The organism is Anaerocolumna chitinilytica (genome assembly GCF_014218355.1).
GTDB lineage: Bacteria > Bacillota > Clostridia > Lachnospirales > Lachnospiraceae > Anaerocolumna > Anaerocolumna chitinilytica.
In genome coordinates this window covers 1,393,799-1,417,645 of the sequence record NZ_AP023368.1, presented here as the reverse complement: position 1 = coordinate 1,417,645, position 23,847 = coordinate 1,393,799, and the positions used below count along the sequence as shown (strand labels likewise).

The window sequence follows — 23,847 nt, the reverse complement described above, 5'->3', positions numbered from 1 at the left end:
TTATAAAACCAATGGTTTATTTGTTATTGGCAGCAGCCCAAGCATCCAGCTGCTTTTGTTTTTCATCAATAATCTTATCGATGCCGGCTTTCTTCATTTTTGCATTCATTTCGTCAATTCCCGTTGCCGGATCTACAAAGCCATACTCAATGCTCTTTTGGAATTCATCATATACATTCTGAACACTGGTCATTTCAGTCGCTACATTTGTTGTGTCGAAGCTAAAACCAAGAGCAGCGGATTTTTTAGCATTCTCATTAAAGTTCTTGATATTTGTCCATAAATTAGGATCATTTCCGTTCCATACATGGGTTATATATTGATTTGGCATTAACCAGCCCACGGAATGACTCCAACCGGATTTTGTGGCATCCACACCATCAGCAAAGTCAATCAAGCCACTGTCCAAAACCTTATAATGCTGTCCTTCAATTCCCCAGCTAAGCAGATTTGCCAGGTCGGCATCCGTATAAAAAGCATTTAATAAACGCATGGAAGCTTCTGCATTAACGGTATTGATAGATATTGCCCAAGGGAAGGATGCAACAGCAGAAGAACTTATAAAGTCATCCATTGTCTGAAAGATTGTCATGGGACGTCCGCACAAATTACTTTCCTGTGCTTTAATTCCGGGTTTACCGCTGGTATTATAGCTTATTAAGGTTCCGGCTTTCACAAGCTCTCCAACTGCAGTTGTATCAGTTATCGCATCCTTACTGATGTAGCCTTTTTGATTGTAGCCATAGATACGGTTACATAATTCTTTATATACATCACTGGTAAACACATTTTCAACCTTAAGCTCTTTTCCCCAATTCATTAATACACCAAATGCATTACCGCCAATTAAGTCAACATCGGTTAACTGGGATATACCAAGTGTGGTAGGTCTGTATAATTCAATATTAGGGTACTTTTCGTGAAGCTTTGCATATATATCATCCATCTCTTGTTGTGTTACTTTGACAATTTCTTTGCTTTCATCCACCGGATATCCGATACCTTTCAGATATTCCGTAGCTACTGCTGTACTGCCGCGGCCCTGAGCCATATCACGGTTATTGGGAACACCATATAACTTGCCGTTGATTCGGCATGCATCAACATATTCTTTTCCTACTGCATCAACTATTCCGGAGCCAAAGTTCTTTAACAGGTCATTCTCCTCCAGATCCATTAGATATCCCTGCTGCACCATTGAATTATAGCCGCTTAATATTGTACTTAGAATGTCAATCTGCTCTCCGCCGGATAAAGCAAGGGTCATATTTTGCTTATAAGAGCTGCTGTCTGAAATTTGGAATTCAACTTCAATTCCGTAACGTTCCTTCGTAATTGCATTAATTGCATCCTGAACCTTTTTCGTGTCGGCCGGAGCACCTGTCCAGGTCATAAAACTCATTACAAGATGTGTAATTTCCCCATTGCTTTTTGTATCCTCTGTTTTCTGGGTAGATTCGGTTTTGTTTCCACTGGAAGTCTCGGTATTTCCAGTATTTGCATTATTGGTTTTGCTGCATGCGGCTAAACTAATTAGCATCACAACCGTTAAAATTATAGCCAGTCCTTTTTTCATAACTATCCTCTCCTTACACAATATATTTTAGAATGATTTTCTGTAACAAATTCATTATAGTTGAAATCACCTATCCAGCAAAAGAATTATCCTGTTGTGAATTTGCACAATTATGCTATGATTTATCACCATTCTTTGACATCTTTGCAAACAGTTGCATAGCATTTTTCTATATGATATCATTATGCATAGGCAATATCCACAACACTCTACTATAGGGGGTACTCAATTGAAGCATCTTCAGCTCCGCTCCTTGCGCGTTCGTCTGGGAGCCTTTATTATCTTAATATTTCTACTGCTTATAGTTCTAATGGCAGCAAATAATATTATTGCCTTTCGGGAAATCCAGAATAAAATATATGATTCTATGAAAGAGACTCTTACGATATATCAGAACCGACTCAATGCAAGTTTCAGTACAACAGAAAAATATCTGAAGAATTTTGCTTACGATGACGGTGACATCCGTATCATTGATAAAAGTGATTTCTCTTCCGAACAATACTTTTCTTCTGTGTACCATGTACAAAAAAGCTTCCGGTCGGCTTTATCCATCTATGCTATAGATGGTTTCTTCCTTTACTCCTTAAGCGGCGATACCTTTATAGAAGAGACCCAATCCGACTCGGCGTATAATACCTATAAGAATATACAAAATGAGATATGCCGGAAATTAAAGCTTAATACATTCCTGACAAGCGAAAATAAAGGCAAATGGTTTCCGGTAAAGATAAGCGGCAGATATTACCTGTTTCGTGTAATTCAAATACACGACAGTTATGTCGGAGCCTGGATTAGTACACAGAATGCACTCCAGCCCTTAGTAGGTAATAAATTAAACCAGAGTATCTTCCTTATCAATGATCAAGGATTAGTCGTCAGCGATAATCCCCCCCTAAAGAAGCTATCCATGGAGGGGCTTTCGGAAAATGATAGCTATCAATACACAGTAGTCAATAAAATAAAGAATCTAATCGTTTCCTGTCAGGTGGATTTTGGCAAGCTTTATATCATATCGCTTATTCCTGAAAATCAGTTTTTTATGGATATTAATAAATATATTCCGTTTTTAATCGTGATTTTTATCATTGTTATAAGTCTGATGACACTTACAGCCTATATAATCAACCGATGGGTACTCCATCCCCTTAAATTATTAAATACTGCCATATACTCACTTAAAAGCGGAAATTTGGAAGTACAAATTAAAGCAGATGGCGTATGTATTGAATACGAAGAAGTGAATAATGCTTTTAATGAGATGGTAAATGAAATTAAAACCTTAAAAATAGATGTTTATGAGGAAAGCTTATCCAAACAGCAGATTCATATTCAATATTTGATGCAGCAGATTGCTCCTCATTTTTTAATCAATTGTTTAAATATGTCCTACCAGCTGGCAGAAATTAACCGGACAGATTTAATGAAGACCATGCTCAAAGATCTAAGCCAATATTTGCGCTACACCCTTTCCTCAGGGCAAACCGTAGCGCTAAAACAAGAGATCATGCATGTACAAAATTATATCGAGCTGTCAAAAATCCGTTACCCGAACAGTATTACCTTATATACGGACTTCATTCCTGAAACCATGCAAGCAACGGTTATCCCTCTATTAATTCAGAATTTTGTAGAAAACACTATAAAATACGAAGTCGTGCCGGGAAAAGAAATTGCTATCCACATCAGTTCAGCTCTTATACAAAGAGATAATGGAACATTCGTACATTTTACTATCTGGGACACCGGCTGTGGATTCAACAGCGAAGTATTAGAGCGTTTACAGGATATCGGTGGGTATTCAAAAGATGCTTCGACAATGCATATAGGAATCAATAATGTACTGCAACGGGCTTCCCTGATTTTCGGCCCCGAAAATTGTTCCTTTCATTTTTCCAATCGTTTGCATGCAGGTGCTCAGATTGATATTGAATTACCGTTTATACCGTTCTTTATTAAGGAGGAATTATTTTGAATTTACTATTAGTTGATGATGAATATTACAGTATAGAAGGTTTACGGACTTCTCTAGACTCCCTGCAGCTTGGGATGGAACAGATCTATTGTGCCTATAATATGCAGCAGGCCCAGGAATGCTTTCAGTCACACAAGATTGACATTATGATAAGTGATATTGAAATGCCCAAAGGCAGTGGTTTAGATTTATTAAAGTGGGTTCGAGACCAGGGGTATAATACAGTAACAATCTTTTTGACATCCTATGCAAACTTTAATTATGCAAGCAATGCCATCAAATTACAAAGTATCGACTATCTTCTAAAGCCTGTAGATAACACACAATTAAACGATTGTATGATGGTTGCCATCGACAAGGTAAGGCAGTTGGAAATTCAGGAATCATACCGGGAAAAATCCAAATACTGGGATACCAGTAAAAAGAAATTGGAAGAACAGTTCTGGAGTGATATCTGTACCCAGATAATTCCTTCAGAACCGGAACAAATTGCAAAAGAATTAAAACAATATCACTTACCTCAAGCAGTCTTAAGTCAACATTTTTTTATTGGACTCCTTCAGGCTTACATGAAAAACTCAGAAAATCGCTGGGAAATAAACTTATACGAATATGCAATCAAAAATGTAGTCAGCGAAATTCTGGCAGCAGAAAATATTTCGCCTTACCTGGCACGAATCAGTGAAAAACAGTTCGCGGTTATTATTAATCAAGAGGCTGTTACTGACCGTTCCCACTATATGCAGGTGTGCGGTAAGATACTAAAAGCCCTTACTTCCTCCCTGCCTGGTTTATTCCAGTTATACATTGGAAATGAAACCCCTCTGGAGCATACCGGACAAGCCTTTAAGGCTTTATGCGACTTCGCCCGTAATAATATCAGTGAGGATTGCAAAGTTATAGATACCATGAAACCTGCAGTGATAAAATCTTATACCAGCAGCCCCTTTCTGAATGAATGGACCAACCTGCTAATGCAGCATAAAAAGAAAGAAGTGAAGGAACAGGCTCTGCATTTTTTATATCAGATGCAAAAATCCGGTGTGGCAAGCCGAAGTGACTTAATACGCTTTAATCATGATTTTATGCAGGTCATCTATTCAATTCTTGAAAAAAACGGGGAGTCTGCTAATCGGCTATTTGATAATAATACCTCCGAGCAAATATTCGAGCAAGCCTGCAATTCCGTAGCTTCCATGGAAATCTGGTTAAACCACGTAATAGATGTATTTGATAATTGTCTCTTAGCCATAAAACAATCTGATTCCTCTATTGAGCAAATTAAAAAATATATCAGAGAACATCTGGATGACGACTTAAACAGAAAAAAACTGGCTTCCCTTGTTTATTTGAGTCCGGATTATCTCTCACACGTATTCAGTGAAAAAACAGGTGAATCCCTTTCAACCTACATACTGAATGAACGCATAAAAAAAGCAAAAGAATTATTGTTATTAAGTAAAAATAGTATCCGAGATATTGCTTTGCAAAGCGGTTTTCCGAATATATCGTATTTTTCAAGACAATTCAAGAGTTTAACCGGAAAAACACCTCAGGAATTCCGGAAGAAATAAATAAAAATCCATGAAATACAGGTTGGCCCTTTTAGCCTTTCCGTATCTCATGGATTATATTTCTAACTCTTTATTTTCTTAGTATGCCATCTAATCGCTTTCCTATTTCTAACGTTAGAAACTACTTCTTTCCGTATTTAATACAATTGCTACCGCTTTCTTCCATGCTTCATATTTGCTCTCTCTTACTTGAGGGCTCATCTGAGGACTATATCTATTGTAGGATAAATTCTGAAACACTTCTTCTTTCTCATATAGACCTGCTTTGATTCCTGCCATATACCCGGCTCCGATTGCCGAAAGTTCCTCACTGCTTGCCACGCAAAGGACTGCCTCTGCCATGTCACTTTGAAACTGCATCAGATATTGATTGCCGGTTGGTCCGCCGTCAGCTCGCAGTTCTTTGATATCTGTCTTGCTTATCTGCTCCATCATCTTTATTACATCGGTAATCTGATAAGCTATACTTTCAACAGCAGCTTTTATAACCTCTGCTCTTCCTGTAGTACGGGTCATTCCATACAACATAGCCTTGGCATCTCCCCTCCAGTAAGGTGCTGATAATCCGGTAAAAGCAGGTACCAGTATAGCAGAATCCTCTTCCTTTGCCAGTTTTAACTGCTCCTCCAGTTCTTTTGGTGTCTCAATCATGTGCATGTCATCCTGCAGCCAGGCAACTACGGCACCGGTATAATTAATATTTCCTTCTAAGACATACTCCGCTTTACCGTCAATACACCAAGCTAAGGAAACCGCCAAGCCGGAATCCGTTTCCAAAGCTTTTTCACCAATATTCATCATAATAGAGGAGCCTGTTCCATAAGTGGTCTTAACCATTCCTTTCATATGACAGCCCTGTCCGTATAAAGCCCCATGAGAGTCACCAAGAACTGCATGTATTGGTATTGCCTCCTCTAAAAATCCTTCAAAATCCGTGTATCCGAAGCAAGAATTACTGTCGCAGATTTCAGGCAAGGATTCTAGCGGTATTCCAAATAGAGCGCACAGTTCTTCATCCCATGCTAAGGTATGAATATTAAATAACTGTGTTCTGGAAGCATTGGAATAATCCGTTTTAAAGCTTTTTCCGCCTGTCAGCTTAAACAGTAACCAACTATCCATTGTGCCAAGATGATATTCCTCTTCCCTGATTTCATTCTCGATTAACCAGGTCATTTTAGAGGCTGAGAAGTAAGGTGATAAGGGAAGCCCTGTCTTCTTATGAATATCTTCCGCTCTTTCTTTCAGTCGTTCTGCTACTTTTTCCGCTCTGCTGCATTGCCATACCACAGCCAGTCCCAGAGCTGTGCCATTCTTATCCCAGGCAGCTGCTGTTTCTCTCTGATTGCTGATGCCAACTGCTATCAGATCACTTTTTGCTATACCGGAGGCTTCTACTGCATCTCTTACAGCTAGTAGAAGATTTTGATAGATTTCTTCCTGGTCATGAGAAACCCACCCCTTATCATTAATAATCTGCTTATGTCTGCGGTCTGCTCTTTTAATAATTTTCCCTTTTTCATCAAGAAGAACCGCTTTTGTTGCCTGGGTACTCTGGTCAATACTAAGTATATATTTCATGTACTACTCCAATTCTTTCTCAATAGCTTTTACGATTCCTTCATCATCAAGCCCGTAATATTGAAAGATTTCGTGATTATTTCCTGCAATGATATGACCATCGGGCAAGGCAAGATTGATTACCTTTCTGGGACAGTTTGCAGATATAATCTGTGCTATTATACTTCCCAAGCCTCCAAAAGGTGAGTGCTCCTCTGCTGTCACCACAAGCTTTGTATGTTGAGCAGCTTTGATAATTGCCTCTTTATCAATTGGTTTAATACAGTACATATCAATTACGCCAGCACTTATACCTTTTTCCTCCAGCTTCTTCTGTGCTTTGATAGCATAAGGCACCATTTCCCCACAGGCAATAATCACAGCATCTGTTCCTTCTGATATGACATTGGCTTTATTCAGAGTGAACTCTATGTTCTCCTCGTTTACATCTTCCGTAGCGGAACGGCTTACTCGTACATAAGCAGGCTTTTCATCCATTAACAATGCTTTGATTAGCCTCGCTGTTTGAAAACGGTCACTTGGAAGATACACTCTCATTCCGGGCAAGGCTGCCATAGCAGCAATATCCTGGCAGGAATGATGGGTCATACCTAAAGCTCCGTAGCTCACTCCTCCGCTGATACCTATCAGTGTCACATTGGTTTCTGAATAAGCTACATCCACCTTTGCCTGCTCATAGCTTCTGGTGGATAAAAAACTTGCAGGAGATGCCGCAAATACTTTTTTCCCGCAGGAGGCAAGTCCTGCCGACACGGTAACCAGGTTCTGCTCTGCAATGCCAAGCTCGATAAACTGCTCCGGATACTGCTCCGCAAAAGGCGCTAAAGAAGCGGAACCTCTGGAATCGGAACATACTACCAGAATGTCTTTATCCTTCTTAGCAGCTTCTAATAATACATCACATATTACCTGTCTATTGGTTATATTATTCACAGTAACACCTCCTCAATCTCTTTTACTGCCTGAATATACTGCTCCTCAGTCATAACCCCGTGATGCCAGCTTTTTTTATTTTCCATAAAGGAAACGCCTTTTCCTTTTACCGTATGAGCTATTACAATACTTGGCTTTCCTTTGAACTCCTCTGCCTTTTTGTAACCTTCCAGAAGCTCGGTGCAATCGTTGCCGTCTGGCACCTCTACCACATTCCAGCCAAATGCTTGAAATTTCTCACTGATGTCATCACTGGACATTACATCTTTGGTCCGCCCGCTTATCTGCAAGCCGTTTAAATCCAGAGTGGCACAAAGATTATCAAGTTTGTAATGACTGGCTGCCATCATAGCTTCATAGTTTGACCCTTCTGCCATTTCGCCGTCTCCAAGGACTACATAAGTGCGGTAGGCCCTCCCATCCAGTTTAGCTGCAAGAGCCATTCCGACGCCAAGGGAAATTCCATGTCCGAGAGAGCCGGAATTCATCTCGATACCCGGAACATCGGTATTGGGATGCCCGATAAACCTGGAGTTATAAGCACTGAAATTCTTAATAGCCTCCTCTTTATCAAAATATCCCCTGTTTCCAAGTACAGAATATAAAGCATCCACACAATGACCTTTACTCATGATAAAACGGTCACGGTCCGGATCCCTCCTGTTCTCAGGTGATACATTCATAACTTTATAATAAAGAACAGTCAGGATATCAATTACACTTAAATCTCCTCCCACATGACCGGCTTTTGAGCGATAGATCATTTCAAGGATGTCACGCCTTAGTTCATATGCTTTCTTTGTAAGACTGTCCATATATACCTCATTTCTGCGCTGCGCCTTAATTTACAATCCCAACAGTTAGCAGATTTATGTGCCAGCGCTGTCACAACTCTGTCTTCTGCTATTCCGTCAGGTAAGTTCTCTACTTATTCACCGCGTATATAAGCTTTTACCTCTTCTTCGTTGTCATCATATAAATCCGGTTTTACCCCGATATACTTACAGGCTTCATAAAGCACCGGTACAACATTCTCATGAATACCAACGCAATGATGGATATACGGGCCTTCCACGATCTTTGCTTCCAGCTTTTTCAGATTCTTTACCTCTACCCATACATAAGTACCTTTTGTATAAGGGCCTGGAATACCTTTAGCATTTCCCAGCAATAGGGAGTATTCACCATTATCACCGTCAAATCTGCATAACGTCATATCTCCCTGCTTTGCCTCAGCTTCCACAGCACCCGGATGACGAAAAGCCAGCGGATATCCTATTTTAGGCTTGCAGGCTGCACAGGATATCGGCCATGGACCGCAGTGCTGCAACAGTTCCCCGTTTTCATTGTCCGGATGTCTTACGGTCCAGTCCGCAAAGAAAGTGCGGGCTTTATCCATCCCGGCCGCTTCACACATAATTGCCGTAACCGCACCATGAATATCGGTTTCACAGACCACCGGAAGTCCTTCCTCGTTCAGTAGACTGTTTGCCGCACAGGGCATGATTCCAAGCTCACCCTGGAGTGCATTCCAGCATTGTATTGCAACTGCATTACAGCCATATTGATTCGCAAGCTTTCTCATTGCTACTTTTAGAGCTGCGATACTTTCCAGCTCACTGTCTTTGACAGCTACTTCAAAGTTTTCTTTACAATACTCCATTACCTTAAGAACTTCCGCCTTCTCTTCCTTGGCTTTTCTAACTTCCAGTGTCAGTTCCGGTATGGGTATAGGTGCCAGTTGTATATTAAATCGTTCCAGCAATTCTCCTTCGTTGCACATGGTGGACCAGAAGTCATAGGGCCTTGGTCCGATCTGAAGAATTCGGATGTTACGGTAAGCTTTTACTACGTTACAGACGGCTATGAAATTTCGAATTCCCCGTTCAAATTCAGGATCCTCTAACCGGCAGTTTGTCAGATATGTAAATGGTACCTGAAAGCGGCGCAGTACCTTTCCGGTTGCAAAGAGTCCGCACTGGCTGTCCCTGAGCCTGATTCCGTTCTCATCCGGACTCTCATCTCTGGGTCCCCACAAAAGCACCGGAACATTCAATTCCTTGGCTAACCTTGCCACTTCATACTCCGTTCCGAAGTTTCCGTGTGGGAAGAATAATCCGTCAATCTTCTTTTCTTTGAATTTGGCAGCAATTTTAATTCTGTCAGCATCATCATGAAGTAATCCGTCCTCTGCAATATCATTGATATCTGTAAAACAGACACCCAGCTCTTTTAGTTTACTCCTGGTCAGTTCCGCATATTTCACTGCATCCGGTGCCGAAAATATACTTCTTCTTGTTGGTGCAAATCCCAAAACAATATTCTCCATATTCTTTCACCTCAAAGTTAAATTTGATAATACTATTATTAAGTGAATTTAACTTAATTACAATGAATTATTAAGTGATTATCTCTGTGTTTGTTGACTTAATTCACTTAATCGCCTATACTTGTCAGTGAAAGAAACAAAAGACTTTTTCAACTACAGATCAGGAAAGAGGTAATATGGCTATTACAGCAAAAGAACTTGCTAAATTACTGAATTTATCAGAAGCCGCTATATCGATGGCTCTAAACAACAAGCCAGGTGTCAGTACAAAAACAAGAAAAAAAGTAATGGAAGCCGCGAAACAGCAAGGTTACGACTTTACCCGCATTAACGAGGATAATGCTACCCCGGTAACCACCAACGGCACCATATATTTTATTAATTACCGTAAACATGGAGCAGTCGTTTCCGATACTCCCTTTTTCTCACAGCTCTCAGAAGGAATCGACTGGGGATGTAAGAAGGCAAGGTATTATCTGAATGTCTATTATTTGTATGAGGGTGATGATATTGACAGCCATTTAAGCCAGATACTGAGCCAGGGCTGCAAGGGTATTATCCTTCTTGGCACAGAAATGAAGGAAGAAGATTTCAGACCGTTTTCTATATTAAACATTCCCCTTGTTTTATTGGACAATTACTTTGAAACAATTACCAAGGACTGTGTGCTTATCAATAACGTACAGGGTTCCTATCAGGCAACCGCATACCTGATTTCAAAATGCAAAGCTCAGCCCGGATATCTGCATTCGGCTTATCCCATTAATAACTTCAATGAGCGTGCTGACGGCTTCTATAAAGCAGTTCGTGCTAATGGTATGTCCACTTCTAAGTCAATCGTACATTTGCTATCCCCTTCGGTAGAAGGTGCCTATGCTGATATGCTGGCGCTACTCGACCAGAAAGAAGAAACAGCAAGATGTTATTTTGCGGACAATGACTTAATTGCTGCGGGGGCCATGAAAGCTTTCAGAGAACGGGGCTTTCGCATACCGGAGGACATAGCTGTAATCGGTTTTGACAATATGCCTGTCTGTACTTATGTTGAACCGCCTTTAACAAGCATCAATGTACCGAAACAATACATGGGCGAGATGGCAGTTCAAAGATTGGTATCTATCCTCGGTTCCAAAGAATATACTCCCGTTAAGATCGAAATATTAACGAATTTGATTAAACGTAAATCTGTCTGATTGCAGAGCAAACACTTGAAATCAACTATAGAAATGAGGGTCTGGGACCTAATATATGGTTTCAAGCATTTGCCGTGTGTTTAATAACTTGTTACATTGATTTTCAAAATGCACAGGAGTATAATTAACTATGAATGGTATTTTTTGTACATATACCAATACAGCGGGCAAAGAAATAAATATCAGAAAGGATGCCGCAGAGATTTTTTGCTCCTGTTTTTACGGCAATACTGCAGATCATTGCAGAAGGAAGATAAAAATATGAAATACTTAAAGTTTCTTTTAGTTTGTATCCCCTTGTCCATTGCAGGTTATTATCTGAAATGGAACTCCACACTTACCTTTTTCCTGATATGTTTTGCTATTGTTCCTTTGGCAGGGTATCTGGGCAGTGCTACAGAAGAAATTGCGGTTTATACCGGCCCCAAATTCGGTGGTTTTCTCAATGCAACTTTTGGTAATGCAACGGAACTTATTATTAGTTTCTTTGCCATAAGAGCGGGCTTATATGATGTCGTAAAGGCCTCTTTAGTTGGTTCCATACTGGGAAATATTCTTTTGGTACTTGGCTGCAGTATTTTTGCAGGAGGACTAAAACACAAAAAATTAACCTATGACTCCGGTCTCGGAAGCTTTACGGCAACTATGCTGCTGTTTGCGGTTATAGGGCTTTCTGTTCCGGCTGTATTTACTTACCATGTTTCTGAAAGTTTGGTTTCCTCCAAATACGAGAATCTAAGTATTATTACCAGTGTTATAATGCTGTGTATCTATGTGCTTGGTATGTTTTACTCCTTTAAGACACAAAATGACCTATATGGTGTTGAACATGCGGAGGATATCGATTCCAAATGGAGCCTTACCTTAAGCATTGTTATCCTTGCTGCCTGCACGGTATTTATAGCTTATGAATCAGAACTTTTAGTTGATACCATCAAGCCAATGACTTCCTCAGCCGGTATGTCACAGATGTTTGTCGGTATTATCCTCATTCCTATCGTCGGAAATGCAGCAGAACACAGTACAGCAGTTATTATGGCTCTTAAGAACAAGATGGATATTGCAATTGAAATTGCTGTGGGTTCAAGTCTTCAGATTGCCCTCTTTGTAATTCCTGTCTCCGTCTTAATCAGCTTGTTCTTTACTCCCATGAGTATTGTATTAAAGCCGATTGAATTGTTCTTATTATTCTCCAGTGTACTGGTGGCCAACCAGATTGTAAAATCCGGCAGTTCTAACTGGATGGAGGGCCTAAAGTTAGTCTCTATCTATATCATTGCAGCAGCGGGATTTTTTATAATCGGCTGAGTAAGAATTATATAAATATATAATTCTTACTCAAGATTTCGCCTGCGAAATCCTCGGCTCAATCTTGAAGCTAATTGAATAGGTTTTACTTCTTGTAAGAATTATATAAATATATATTTCTTTCACAAGATTTCGGTACTAGTATATTTTCTTGGAAAGGATTACGATTGATATGACAGAAGAAATGCACAATCTCAATACAGATATGAAAGAACTTTTTACAGAGAATAAATTGGAGGAACTTGCAGCTTTATTGGATAATACGGGTTCAGAAATTGTCCTTACCATAACCAATTTTAATTATTCAATTATTAAAGGCTATTTGGATTCGGAATCTTTTGAATTATTAAAACAATATATCCGTTTTGTAGCATTTGTAAGTTTTCTTTGTGAGTATGCCGGTAAGAGTCAGCTTGTTTCTGAATCAGATTATCAGGAAATGGCACAAAGCTTCCAAAGAATCCTGGAATATGTCCACCAGAATAAAAACGTATAAGCTCGATTACTTCGAATATTTTTCAGTTCTTTGTACATGCTAATCAAAACAAGGAACAAAAGGAGAATATTATGGGTATTAATAAAAACAAAGTCGAAGCTCATACAAAGAGTAAAAAAGATGGTACCTTAAAGAGTGCCCCAACAGATAAAATAAATCTTGATTATGACTTTAATACAGAGTATGGTGACGGTGACATCCCGGACATTGACAAACCCTCCGGCTCCAGTAAGTCCGAAAGTGAATAATAAAAGCTTTAGTTGACCAAGTGTTGATTTTAAAATAAAATCCACCCTTGGTCATCTTTCACATATTCAAAAAAATTGTTTCCCTGATATCCACCGACGAATATATATTTTACTTGCCCGTCCACAACAGATATCGTATAATGAAGTCATTCTTAATTCCTACACTTTTAAGGAGTACATAATGAAACAAATCAAAAAAGCAGCGCTTGCGCTAATAATGGCAGCAACTCTTGCGGTATCACCGGTAACACTTCCTGTTGTGCCGGCTATAATTCATGCAGAGGCGGCCACCGTAAAACTGAATACTACAAAAGCAACCATATACACCGGAAATACCATTACTTTAAAGTTAATCGGTACTTCCTCTAAAGTAACCTGGTCATCCAGTTCAGCTAAAATTGCAACTGTATCCGCAAAAGGAGTCGTAACCGGCAAAAAAGCCGGTCAGGCAACCATAACAGCCACTGCCGGTAAAAAGAAATATACCAGCAAGATCACGGTAGTGAATAAAGTATCAAGGCTCTCTGCAAGTGCTTCTTCCATTACCTTGAATCAGGAAAGCTTTGTGACGGTCACACTGAAAAACTCCACCTTAGATGATGTGGTACTTTATGATGTATCCGATGAAAACATCGCAACCTGTAAATGGGGTGATTGGGCTGATAATGAGGACAGTCTAAAACTCTATATCATCCCTAAGAAGTCCGGTACCGCTACTATTACGGTAAAGACCAAAGACGGAAAAGAGAAAACTTCATTCAAAGTAATCGTTGCCAAAGATTCCCGTGCAATATCTTCAGCACCTGATTCCGCTAAAATCGCAGAAAAATGCACCCCTTCCGTTGTGGAAGTAACCACTGACTTAGGACTTGGAACCGGCTTCTTTTTAGAAAAAGGTGTGATTGCTACGAACTACCATGTTATTAAAGGAGCGTCTTCCATCTCCGTTACGCTTAACAACGGAAAGGAATATAAGATTGAGACGATTCTGGGTTATAATGAAGATCTGGATATGGCTCTCTTAAGCCTTCCCGGTATCGGTACACCGCTTACAGTCAGCAAATATGCCCCTAAGACCGGTGATACCGCTTATGCTATCGGTAATCCCCTGGGCTTGGAAGATACTTTCAGCAAGGGCATCATATCCAATGCCTCCAGGATATCAGAGGATATTAAATACATACAGACAGACGCCGCCCTCTCTTCCGGCAACAGCGGAGGACCTCTCCTAAATGCATTTGGCGAGGTAATCGGCATGAATACCATGCAATACACCGATGGTCAGAACCTCAATTTTGCCCTTAACATTACACAGATTTACAGCATTAGTACTCTTGCACCTGTTTCTGTTGGCAGTATTGATGACTCCGATGATACGGACTACTCAAAGATTACCATACAGGAAGATTCAACTAAAAGCGGAGCTACCGCTACTGCTCAGGATATACCCGATGGATACTATGTCACAGGAAGCATTGATCCATCTACAGACCCGGCAGGACTTGGAACTGATTCTTACCGAATTACGATTGATAAATATTCCCGTATCAGTGTTTTGGCCACTACAACAACTTCCTATCCATCTGATTTGAATAATATGCACCTGATGATATTAAACTCCAGCAACAAGACCATACTATATGATTATACCGATGAGGATGATGACGGCTACCTGAATATCTTTGCTGATCTACCCGCCGGAACCTATTATGTTCAGGTGAATGCGGTACCAGGAAAGGTCTATGCCTCCTTACCGTATTTCCTCTATTTCAAACAAGTTAAATAATACCCTTATGAAAGCCCCTCCCATTGTCTGAAGACAGTGAGAGGGGCTTTCTTGCATTTGTCTTTATTCTATTATTTTAGCGAGCACCAGCTCCCGTTAACACTTCTCCTTACGGAAGAGTTTTTAATTTCGCACTTACCGTATTGGCAAAATCATAGTTATTGCTGGCATCCCAGTTAATAGACCAGGTCATAGCACCGCGAATTGCAGGATATGTCCTCGGAGGTTTATAGGACCCGCCGCCGGTACCGTATGCCAGACAATCAAGGGCAGAATTTACTACACTTGGAGCTACATATCCGCTGCCGGCTGCTCTTGAAGTAGCAGGCAGGCCAAGTCCCACCTGATCGGGACGAAGCCCATTCTCCAGCTGGATAGCTGCCAAAGCTGTTAAGAAGTCTACAGAACCCTGATAATATACTTTTCCGTCCTGTCCTAACATACTGCCTGAATTATAGTACTGGGTATTAACTACCGTTAAGATGTCCTTGATGTTTAATGCAACCTGGAAATATCCTGAACTGACAGACTGCATGTCAAGAGTCTGAGGAGCCATCGTAATAATTAATCCGCTGCCGGCTTTTGAAGAAAGCTGACGAAGTGCTGAGGTCATATAGGTTGCATTAATACCGTTCTCTAAGTCAATATCAACACCATCAAATCCGTATTTTACCATAAGTGAATATACGCTATTAGCAAAATTAGTAGCAGATGCTGTACTGTTTACACTTACAGAACCTGTCTCACCGCCTACGGAGATGATTACCTTCTGCCCTTTAGTCTTCGCTGCAGCAATATCATTGATAAACTGCTGCTCCGTATAACCGCCCAGTTTAGAAGCAAGACTGGAATCCAAAGAAAAAGTAACTTCACCCGGATTGGCAGTTGCCATTGCAAAGGCTACTGCGATAATATTATAGGTCTGAGGTACTTCGCTGATCTTTAGGCATTTAGCACCATTATCAAAGTTCTGCCAGTAACCTGTCAGGATATGTGCAGGCAGTCCTGTCTGACTTGATGATATGGTATATGTTGCAGTTACAACAGAGGAATCCTTCAGTCCGGATGCTGTTGCATAAGCTTTAATCGTAGTTGTAGCTGTAAGTGCTATTGCCGAAGTATAAACTTTAGAGGATGATGTGGGGGTGGAGCCGTCTGTTGTATAACGAATGGTTGCATTGCTTGTTGAACAGGTTAAGGTTACGTTCAGATTTCCATAATAGGTTCCTGCTGCCGGTGAGAATACCGGATTTGCTGTGGTATCAGCCTTGTTGATTGTATAAGTAGCTGAAGCAGTCTGAGAATCCGTCATACCGGATGCAAAAGCCTTTGCTTTTACAGTAGTGGTAGATGCAATCGCAATGGCACCTGTATAGGCTGTGGAAGAAGAAGTGGGTTCACTGCCATTCAAAGTATAGCGGATTGTACTTCCGGCAGTAGAACAGGCAATCGTCACATTTTGTGTAGTTGTGTAGGTCCCTCCTGCCGGACTAAAGGTCGGTGTGGCAACGGTTTGAGTTCCCCCTCCATTATAAAGTGACCAGAGAGCTGGTACAATCGGCGGCTCCCAGCCGGTCAGCGCTGTATGTCCCTGAATACATTGATAGTTACTGGAACCATAGGAAACAATGTCTCCGACCTTATAGGTTACTCCTGCCTGCCAGGCGGGATATGCAGCTTTTACAATCGCATTGGATGAAAAGGAAAATACCATGACAAACATTAATATAATAGCGGTTACTTTAACCAGCCTTTTTCTATTCATATAATCTCCTCCTATGAGTAAGCTTTTAGCTTGGATTTAAAATCAAAAGGACTATCGCTTTCGTAACAACATCATTTACACCAATTGCCACAAAGCCGGAACAATCGGCGGCTCCCAACCGGTCAAGGCAGTATGCCCCTGTATACACTTATAAGTCTTTCCGCCATAGGTTACCAAATCTCCTGCCTTATAGGCTGTACCGGCAGTCCAGGCTGGTGTCTGGGCAGAGTTGATAGTATAAGTCTGAGAAATGGTAGCAGAACTGTTCATACCGCTTACAAATGCTTTTGCTTTTACCGTAGTGGTACTGCTTATCGTAAGTGCAGCAGAATACAATGCAGAAGAAGCGGTAGGCTCCGTACCGTCAGTAGTATAGCGAATCTGGGCTCCTGAAGTGGCACAGGTTATAGTTACTGACTGGGTACTTGTATAAGTACCTCCTGCAGGATTAAATACCGGTGATGCCACTGTCTGAGTTGAACTTATTGTATAGGCCGCTGTTGCAGTTACGGAAGCAGTCATGCCGCTCTTAAAAGCTTTGGCTTTAACTGTAGTCGTTGTGCTTATTGTAAGCGGTGCAGTATACAGTGAAGAAGAAGTGGCAGGCTCTGTGCCGTCTGTGGTATAGCGGATTTCTGCTCCGGAAGTAGCACTGGTAATAGTTACTGATTGAGCACTGGTATAGGTACCGGCTGCCGGACTAAATACCGGTGCAGCCACTGTTTGAGTGGTTCCAATTGTATAAGCAGCTGTTGCAGTTGCCGAATTGTTCATTCCGCTCTTGAAGGCCTTTGCTTTTACCGTAGTGGTGGTGCTTACCGTAAGTGCAGCAGAATAAAGGGCAGAAGAAGTGGAAGGCTCTGAACCGTCTGTCGTATATCGAATTTGTGCTCCGGAGGTAGCACAAGTCATGGTTACTGACTGTGCACTGGCATAGGTACCGGCTGCCGGATTGATGACCGGGGTAGCTACCGTCTGTGTCTGATTTGAGCCTATCAGTTTATTATAAGCTACCGTTGTCAGTTCATAATCGCTGGTATCACCTGAGATTTCCCAGATAATAAGTCCGCCATATCCGTTGCTGTTGATGTAATCACATCTGGCACCTAAGGAAGTGGCATCCTCATAACTTAAAAGAATTCCCTGGGATGCATTATATAACCAAGGTGTTTTCGTGTAGGTATCATCACGGTATTTCACATAGCCGCCCTGATTCTCCATGGTCTTTAGTGTGAAATAAGGATACTGTCCGCCAGGGGACTGAGCATTATCCCAGGTACCTGTTGCGGCTCCCGTAGCAGTTCCGTACATGCCGTTTACTCCACCGGTAACCCCCTTCCAGCCTCTGGAATAAAAAGGTGAACCCACATACAATTTTTCTGCAGGTATATTATAGACCTGCTGCAATGTCTTCATGGCAGAGTCTGTATTATACTTGTTCTTTATATCAACCGGCGAAGTACCTGAAGGATCATTTGGATTGGCATAAAGCGGAGACTGATGATTTGTAGTCGTCTCCCAGGCTCCATGCATATCATAGGTCATAACATTCAGCCAATCGAGATACTGTGCATACACATTCGGTTCCTGCAGAGCAAGCTTGTCATAGCCTGAAGGCGCAGCAATCGTTAAGAGCTTACCGCTTAGACCATTGTTATTATAAGCCTGTCGTATCTCGCGAAGGAGAGAGGTGAAGTTCTGTTTATCCTCCGGACCTCCCGGGCATCCCCTATCATACTGGTCATTGGGATCTGCCGCCCTGTTAACACCGGGATATTCCCAGTCCAGGTCAATACCGTCAATAAAAGGATATTTCTTCAGAAAATCAATAACACTCTGGATAAACACCGCTCTGGAAGAGGTGCTTGCAGCCATAGCATGGAAATTCTGGCCCCTTGTCCAACCACCAACGGATATGATTATCTTTACATTAGGGTAGAGGTTCTTGTAATACTTATACTCACCGAAATGCCCTCTCAGCTGATTGGTATCCCATCCTTCCGAATGGTCCATCATCTTATCAAAGTCTGCAAAGGTATCTGTGGATGCCAATTTGAAGGAAGAATCTACTTCAAAAAAAGCATGGTTAATAACGGTTACCTTGTCCCATGGAATCATTCCAACTGTAATTGAACGGTGGGCAGCGTTGTAGATTCCCCAGTTAGGAAAATAAACAACGATATTTTTCCCCGAAGCTGCTTTTACAGTTTCGGAACCTGCCGGTGTCATTGTGACCAATAACGCAAGCGCCAATATTATACCTATTATTTTTCGAATATGTTTCATAAGTTAACCCCTTTCTCATGATATATACTCATCTTGGCAATTCACAACTTCCCCGATATGACCCGTCTTTCATACTTAGGTCAGAATCCCCTCCTTCCTTATCGCGTATTAGTTATTATGAATTGTCAGGTAAGCCGATATGACATGCTGTCCCCTCGTAAGCTGTCATTCCTCTATTTTAATCACCTGGTAAACTTAAACCTCCTTTATCAAAATTGATAGCTTGGCCTAAATTAGGCTGCAAAAAATAAACCTACGGGATAATGCTCTGTTAAAAACAAAGAAGCAATATCAAAGGATATGATACTTATATTTATAAATAGCATAAATTTGCTTTTGAATAAAATTGAAATAGAAATAGAATCAAGAGCAGGAATAAAAAGAAAACCTGCAGCCAAGCTTCTATATTAATTAACCATATATCCGTTTATTGAGAGTCCTTCTATATGCGCAATTCTCTCCTAAGGATCTGTCTATTCAACAAGGTTAAGAAGTATAATAACTGCTGCCGGTCCAGGAAAATACAGACAAAAATACTTTTAAATTAACTTCATTATAGTATAATCCTTCCACTTTGTAATTGTTTATATTTGTTGTTTTTATTCATTTTTTGGCATATTGTGAAATTATAGACTTGGTTCTGCACTTGACCTTCTATTTCAAAGAGGGTATAATTGTTTTTTGCACGGTCACTTTCGTCTCCGTAATAAAAGATTAAAGGTGATTAATAATGAAATTTAAATTTCTAAACCAAAACATGGAGCAGCGCAGAGAACTTATATTGCGGGGAAATCTGCTCCCGACCTTACTTATGCTATCGGTTCCGGCACTTATGATGGGCATAGTACAATCCTTAATACCGGTTATTGACGGTCTATTCCTGAATAACCTGGCAGGTACTAGGGCTGCCAGTGCAGTAACTTACTGTACGCCAATAGTTAACATGACCTCTGCCCTGTCTCAAGGCTTAAGCGTTGCCGGTATGGCGATTATTGGACAGTCTAACGGTCGTGGTGATTTCAAAGGCAGCAGGCGTATTACCGTTCAATTAGTAGTATTTGCTTTTATACTGGGTTTTATCTTAGCTCCTCTCCTGGTAGGCCTGGCTTTTCCAATATCCGCTCATGTAGACAGCGAGATATCACATAATGTCTTTTTATACCTCTCATTGAATGCACTGGTAATCCCATTCTCCTTTCTGGAATCCATCTACAATGCAATCAAGAACGCAAGCGGCAAACCGGAAGATTCCTTTATCCGGATGATTATTATGCTTATCTTTAAAATATTGTTTAACACCTTATTTGTTGCCGTTTTTTCAATGGGACTTATAGGTTCAGTTATGGCTTCCCTAGCCTCAAACATACTGATAACCTTTTGGATGTTTTATGAGCTGTTTATGAAAAAGAACGGAGACAGGCTGGAATTCAAGGGCTTCCATTTTGATAAGGATATCATAAAACAGCTGCTGTATATCGGCTTTCCTTCTATGCTCTCAAGTCTCATGCTCAACCTTGGGTTCTTCTTAATCAACAATGAAGTAGAAAAATATGGTGCAATCGTTCTAAACGGACAGGGAATTGCCAACAACATAACCTCCGTCTGTTTTATACTTCCTTCCTCCTTTGGTTCAGCGGTTACCACCATGGTCAGTATGAACATCGGTGCGGGGCAAAGTAAAAGAGCAAAGTATTCCTGTCTGGTAGGGTGTATTACCAGTGCAATAACTGCTATTATTCTGATAGCCGTCATCGTCCCGCTGTCCTCCCACCTGACAGTATTATTTACCAGAGAGCAGGATGTACTCTCTATTGCTAACAGGGCCTTACATATTTACACCTATTCTGTAGTAGGATTTGGTATCTGTATGGTGGAACAAGGTGCCTTTATCGGACTTGGTAAAACAAAGGTAACTCTGGTTATCAGCGTACTGCGTGTATGGCTGTTACGTTATCTGTTTATACTTGCGACAGAGCATTCTCTCGGTTACTTTTCTGTATTCTGGGGAAATCTATTTTCCAATTATATGGCTGCCTTACTCATAACTCTCTTAATATTTAAAGTAAAATGGAGATCCAATCTGCATTAATCCAAATAGCCTAACGAATATTTTCGAAGTCATGTTTACAAAAAAGCTTTGGAGCTATAAACTCCAAAGCCTTTTTAAACTCCAAAGCTTTCTAGAATGCTCCGGGGCATAAAGTTATTTTTTGATTACACAAAATGAAAGGCTATCCAAGCAACGATATTATCCTTATGGAGCCTCATTGCAAGACGCAGCAGTTTATCAGTCAGCTTATTTCCTTTAAAAGGTACCTGAGCTAATGTAGTCAGGCCGATTTGCTCTAATAGTTTTGTATCCTCGGCTTCTTTTGGCATGTGAAAGGTAATGGAAGTAGTCCCATTTCCTCTGATATCAAAGAAATTATCTGACAGAGGTGTATCCACTCCCGGGATATCAACAAAGACATAGCGGGCATAGGTATCTGCCTTTAGAGTAAGTATTCCCTTTTCACCTTCCCTTTTTAATTCCTTGGTTATTTTTACATTTTGCAGTAAAGCTTCCTTATCCGGTACTAATAATCGGTTTTGTGTGAAGATGATTTTTTCTCCCTTTAACAAGTGAATCACCAACACTTTATCTTCCTTTCTTTTGTCCTTTAGCACAGTTCTCAGGGGAATACTCAGCGCTTTTACAGATTGAACTGCTTTCATAGTAAGATTCTTTTCTTCCTGCCATATTAAATTTCCGCTAAAGTCTTCAATCTGGCACTGAAGCTTTACTTTTTCCTCTCTCTGATATTCATTGACCACATAGATCTCTGCGTTATCCTTTCGAAGATCTAAGGAAGCACTTAAAGTCTGGTTAAAGGTTCTGGAACTGTAGATAACCGCCTTATACTGTTTTTCATAATCAATACCGGCCCAGGATGCAACCGGCCAGCAATCATTGTACTGCCAATAGATAGCGCCATTGCACTTACCTATATTACGTTTCCATTCCTCAGTAGCTTCCCTTATCGTCTCAGCCTGTACAATCTGAGAAAGATACACAAAATCTTCAAATCTGACAGGGTTTCTGAACTTAGCCAGAAGATAGAAAAGCATCTTTTGATTTCCGCCCTTTGACTTCTGGTGAGCCATCATAACAGAATCAAAAATATCCGGTTCTTTTTTTTCTGTAAAAGTACGGACGGCTTTCATAGAGGGCAGGGATTCCATTCCGAATTCTGAACAGAATCTGGTTGGCATCTTGCGGAAGTGCTCAATAGGAAGCATGCCATGCCATACCTGCCAAAGATGTGTATCCCCTCGTTTAAAATCATTGGGTTTATCATACGGGGCACCGGAATTGGGTGACCCCGGCCAGTAAGGCGTAATTCCATCTTCTTTCTGTACCCAATTCTTAAGCGTATCATGAAAGAACGTTGCATTGGCCTCTTTTAATCTTGCACTCATCTTCATAAACATGGTAATTAACTCTATTTCATTGTTTCCGCACCATAATGCCAGAGAAGGGTGATGCTTGATTCTCTGTACATTGTCTCTTACCTCCAGTTCCACACTATCCAGAAAATCCTGGTTATAAAAGGGATATGGAAGGCAGGCAAAACCAAAGTCCTGCCATACTAAGATCCCGTACCGGTCGCACAAATCATAGAAGGTATCGGATTCATAATAACCTCCTCCCCAGACCCGGAGCATGTTCATATTGGCATCCTTTGCACCTGCTATATAGAACTCCAAATCCTCTCTTAAAGTCCGGGTTATGAAGGAATCACTCGGTATCCAATCAGCCCCCTTCACAAAGATTGGTACACCATTCATAAGAAATCGAAAATTATTACCAATATGATCTTTTTGGGTATCCAGTGCTATGGTCCGCAGACCGATATTCTTATGTTTCTCATCCAGAAGCTTGTCACCATCAAAGAGTTCTACCGTTATTCCGTATAAAGGTTGATCTCCAAGACCATTGCACCACCAAAGCTGCGGATTCTCTATTTTGATGCTTTGTTCCGCAATATCTCCCGAAATATTTGATTCTAATATCTCTGTCTTACCGGAAGGATAATGGATGCTTGTTTTTAGTAAAAAGGCAGGTGTAGTTTTGCTGATTTTTAAAGTATGACTAGTTTGATATGTAAGGATATCCGTACTAATATGTAATACGACGCTCTCTGTGTTATGTTCCTGTCTGATGGAAGTTTGCTGTATTCTTGCCATCGAATAACCTTCCAATTCAATACTACCGCTGATACCAACAGGCGGCAATACAGGACCCCAATCCCAGCCAAAGTGACATTGAACCTTTCGAATATGGGATATTCCTTCAATTCCCATTCCGGTATGAAACATAAGATTATCTTCTTTGTTCTTTTCTTCCAGAAAGGGAAGAGGTGAGAAGAAATGAATCCGTATCTGATTTCCTTCTTCTTTTAAAAACTCCTTAACAGGAAAACGATAGGTCCGATGAACATTGTTTGTTTTGGCAATGACCTTTCCATTTAAGCTGACCTCAGCCAGGGTATCAAGGCCTGATATAACAAGGTCTATACTATCATTGTCCAAAAGCCCTGAATCAGAGTCAAAAGCCCTGGAATACTCATAATCCCTTTCGATGTATTCCATCATATCCTTCTCGTTTTCCCCCCAGAACGGGTCCTTAATAACCCCATTTTCCATTAGGTCAAGAAAATTACATCCCGGCAGATGTCCTGAAATCTTAACAGCATTTTTACTATCCGTAAGCTCCCAGGCTCCGGACAGACTTTGCTTTAGCATAACAATACCTCC

At 40.8% G+C, this 23,847-nt stretch carries 16 protein-coding genes; 8 read left to right on the top strand and 8 right to left on the bottom strand.

The genetic code is table 11. The annotated features are described in order from the left end of the window. Positions 1-16: 16 nt before the first annotated feature. Entirely contained in the window at positions 17-1,576 is a 1,560-nt protein-coding gene (locus bsdcttw_RS06210; protein WP_185258517.1) for an ABC transporter substrate-binding protein, read from the bottom strand. A 229-nt stretch (positions 1,577-1,805) separates the two neighbouring features. On the opposite strand from bsdcttw_RS06210, the gene bsdcttw_RS06205 reads away from it, so the two are divergent. Beyond that, positions 1,806-3,551 (top strand): sensor histidine kinase, encoded by a 1,746-nt coding sequence (locus bsdcttw_RS06205; RefSeq protein WP_185258516.1) that lies wholly within the window; start codon positions 1,806-1,808, stop codon positions 3,549-3,551. Then, a complete protein-coding gene (locus tag bsdcttw_RS06200) occupies positions 3,548-5,125 on the top strand; it encodes a response regulator transcription factor (protein ID WP_185258515.1) in 1,578 nt (525 codons plus the stop codon). The genes bsdcttw_RS06205 and bsdcttw_RS06200 overlap by 4 nt, the downstream gene beginning before the upstream one ends. Positions 5,126-5,239: 114 nt before the next feature. Here the strand turns inward: bsdcttw_RS06200 and bsdcttw_RS06195 are convergent, their stop codons facing one another. The 4 genes from bsdcttw_RS06195 to bsdcttw_RS06180 form a co-directional block, all read right to left on the bottom strand. Further along, complete coding sequence (locus bsdcttw_RS06195) at positions 5,240-6,706, bottom strand: FGGY-family carbohydrate kinase (protein WP_185258514.1); 1,467 nt, start codon at positions 6,704-6,706, stop codon at positions 5,240-5,242. 3 nt (positions 6,707-6,709) lie between these two features. Continuing rightward, positions 6,710-7,639, bottom strand: coding sequence for a transketolase family protein (locus tag bsdcttw_RS06190; RefSeq protein ID WP_185258513.1), 930 nt, complete (start codon positions 7,637-7,639; stop codon positions 6,710-6,712). Beyond that, on the bottom strand, positions 7,636-8,454 hold the full coding sequence (locus bsdcttw_RS06185) for a transketolase (protein WP_185258512.1): 819 nt from the start codon (positions 8,452-8,454) through the stop codon (positions 7,636-7,638). The genes bsdcttw_RS06190 and bsdcttw_RS06185 overlap by 4 nt, the downstream gene beginning before the upstream one ends. A 113-nt stretch (positions 8,455-8,567) precedes the next feature. Further along, positions 8,568-9,968 carry an L-fucose/L-arabinose isomerase family protein gene (locus tag bsdcttw_RS06180; RefSeq protein WP_185258511.1) on the bottom strand — a complete coding sequence of 467 codons (1,401 nt, stop codon included), beginning with the start codon at positions 9,966-9,968 and terminating at the stop codon, positions 8,568-8,570. A gap of 176 nt (positions 9,969-10,144) precedes the next feature. Between bsdcttw_RS06180 and bsdcttw_RS06175 the strand changes: the two genes are divergently transcribed. The 5 genes from bsdcttw_RS06175 (at position 10,145) to bsdcttw_RS06155 (ending at position 14,999) form a co-directional block, all read left to right on the top strand. Then, positions 10,145-11,161, top strand: coding sequence for a LacI family DNA-binding transcriptional regulator (locus bsdcttw_RS06175; protein ID WP_185258510.1), 1,017 nt, complete (start codon positions 10,145-10,147; stop codon positions 11,159-11,161). Positions 11,162-11,422: 261 nt separating this feature from the next. Then, positions 11,423-12,469: a calcium/proton exchanger gene (gene cax, locus bsdcttw_RS06170; protein ID WP_185258509.1), complete on the top strand. Its 1,047-nt coding sequence runs from the start codon at positions 11,423-11,425 to the stop codon at positions 12,467-12,469. 172 nt (positions 12,470-12,641) lie between these two features. Next, positions 12,642-12,965 (top strand): hypothetical protein, encoded by a 324-nt coding sequence (locus tag bsdcttw_RS06165; RefSeq protein ID WP_185258508.1) that lies wholly within the window; start codon positions 12,642-12,644, stop codon positions 12,963-12,965. 71 nt (positions 12,966-13,036) lie between these two features. Continuing rightward, complete coding sequence (locus bsdcttw_RS06160; protein ID WP_185258507.1) at positions 13,037-13,213, top strand: hypothetical protein; 177 nt, start codon at positions 13,037-13,039, stop codon at positions 13,211-13,213. A gap of 181 nt (positions 13,214-13,394) precedes the next feature. Continuing rightward, positions 13,395-14,999, top strand: a complete 1,605-nt coding sequence (locus tag bsdcttw_RS06155) for a trypsin-like peptidase domain-containing protein (protein WP_185258506.1) — start codon at positions 13,395-13,397, stop codon at positions 14,997-14,999. Positions 15,000-15,108: 109 nt separating this feature from the next. Here the strand turns inward: bsdcttw_RS06155 and bsdcttw_RS06150 are convergent, their stop codons facing one another. Then, positions 15,109-16,764: a chitinase gene (locus tag bsdcttw_RS06150; RefSeq protein WP_185258505.1), complete on the bottom strand. Its 1,656-nt coding sequence runs from the start codon at positions 16,762-16,764 to the stop codon at positions 15,109-15,111. A gap of 75 nt (positions 16,765-16,839) precedes the next feature. Next, the gene (locus tag bsdcttw_RS06145; protein ID WP_197979828.1) at positions 16,840-19,050 is read right to left on the bottom strand and encodes a glycosyl hydrolase family 18 protein; all 2,211 of its coding nucleotides are present in this window, start codon (positions 19,048-19,050) and stop codon (positions 16,840-16,842) included. 730 nt (positions 19,051-19,780) lie between these two features. Between bsdcttw_RS06145 and bsdcttw_RS06140 the strand changes: the two genes are divergently transcribed. Beyond that, the gene (locus tag bsdcttw_RS06140; protein WP_185258504.1) at positions 19,781-21,139 is read left to right on the top strand and encodes an MATE family efflux transporter; all 1,359 of its coding nucleotides are present in this window, start codon (positions 19,781-19,783) and stop codon (positions 21,137-21,139) included. Positions 21,140-21,264: 125 nt separating this feature from the next. On the opposite strand, the gene bsdcttw_RS06135 is transcribed toward bsdcttw_RS06140, so the two are convergent. Beyond that, positions 21,265-23,835, bottom strand: a complete 2,571-nt coding sequence (locus bsdcttw_RS06135) for a beta-mannosidase (protein ID WP_185258503.1) — start codon at positions 23,833-23,835, stop codon at positions 21,265-21,267. Positions 23,836-23,847: the final 12 nt, after the last annotated feature.